Below are 1,034 nucleotides of genomic sequence, written 5' to 3' on the forward strand. Positions count from 1 at the left end.
ATGGGAAGGTTAGATCATGAAAACATCAGCAAAAGCCAAGCGTATCCAGCGTCACCAACGCCGTAGTAAGAATCAGGGTAAGTTAAACCTGGTATCCTTGATGGACATCTTTACGATTCTTGTGTTTTTCTTGATGGTAAATTCCTCAAGTGATGTACAAGTATTGAACCAGAACAATATGGTCAAGCTTCCGGTTTCTAATGCTGATCAAATGCCAAAAGATGCGCTGGCATTAGCCGTGACTCACGACGATATTCTTGTCGGTGGCCGAGCGATCGTTAAAGTCGCCGAGCTTCGTGAATTTCAAGGAGAGGTAGAACCTCTGCTTAAGGCTGAGTTAGACTATCAGGCTTCAAAGTCTAACAGCGCAGTCGCGCCAGAAGGGCGTCCAATCACTATCGTTGCCGATCGTGAGTTGCCATATGAGCTGTTAAAGAAAATTATGACAACCTGTGTGGATTCTGGTTATGCCAGCATTTCACTTGCGGTTAATAAGCATGTTGAGCAGGAGGCTTAATCATGGCGTTTAATCAATTAGGGCCAGCCTGGAATGCCGAAGCAGGTGAGAGTGAACGCTTAGGGAAGATTACCGCAGCGGTTATTCCTGTATTTTTGGCAATCGCTGTTTATGTCTCGTGGGTGGATTTACCTGAGCAAGATAGGGAAGAGCTGGAAGCCCTGCCTCCTCAACTAGCAAAGGTCATACTTAAGAAAAAAGAAAAGCCTAAACCTGTCCTTAAAAAAGAGATTAAGAAAGAGATTAAGAAGGTTGAGCCTGAGAAGAAAGTTGCTGAGAAGCCAAAACCGAAACCAAAACCTAAGGCTCAAATAGCGAAAAAGCCCAAGCCAAAAATTAAGCCGAAAGCAAAAGATATTCAGTTGGCACGAGAGAAAGCCAAAACATCTGGTTTGCTAGCGATGAGTAATCAGTTGTCTGCACTAAGTAGCTTAGCTGATAGCGTTAAACTCGATACGCCCAAAACGATTTCGGCAAAACCTATTGCTCGTAAAGTTGAAGATAAGCTCGCCTCAAG

General features: G+C 44.1%; 1 protein-coding gene and 1 pseudogene. Both read left to right on the forward strand.

Annotated features, from left to right (window positions below; all coding sequences use genetic code 11):
* Positions 1-16: 16 nt before the first annotated feature.
* The gene (locus tag A3766_RS02305; protein ID WP_068511512.1) at positions 17-517 is read left to right on the forward strand and encodes a biopolymer transporter ExbD; all 501 of its coding nucleotides are present in this window, start codon (positions 17-19) and stop codon (positions 515-517) included.
* 2 nt (positions 518-519) lie between these two features.
* Positions 520-1,034, forward strand: a pseudogene (locus A3766_RS02310) (hypothetical protein); the annotation flags it as partial.

It is taken from the genome of Oleiphilus sp. HI0132, from assembly GCF_001635845.1.

What these genes read in the sequence shown, in the direction of transcription:
- A3766_RS02305 (WP_068511512.1), top strand. Translation starts at nt 17, where the DNA reads ATGAAAACATCAGCAAAAGCCAAGCGTATCCAGCGTCACCAACGCCGT.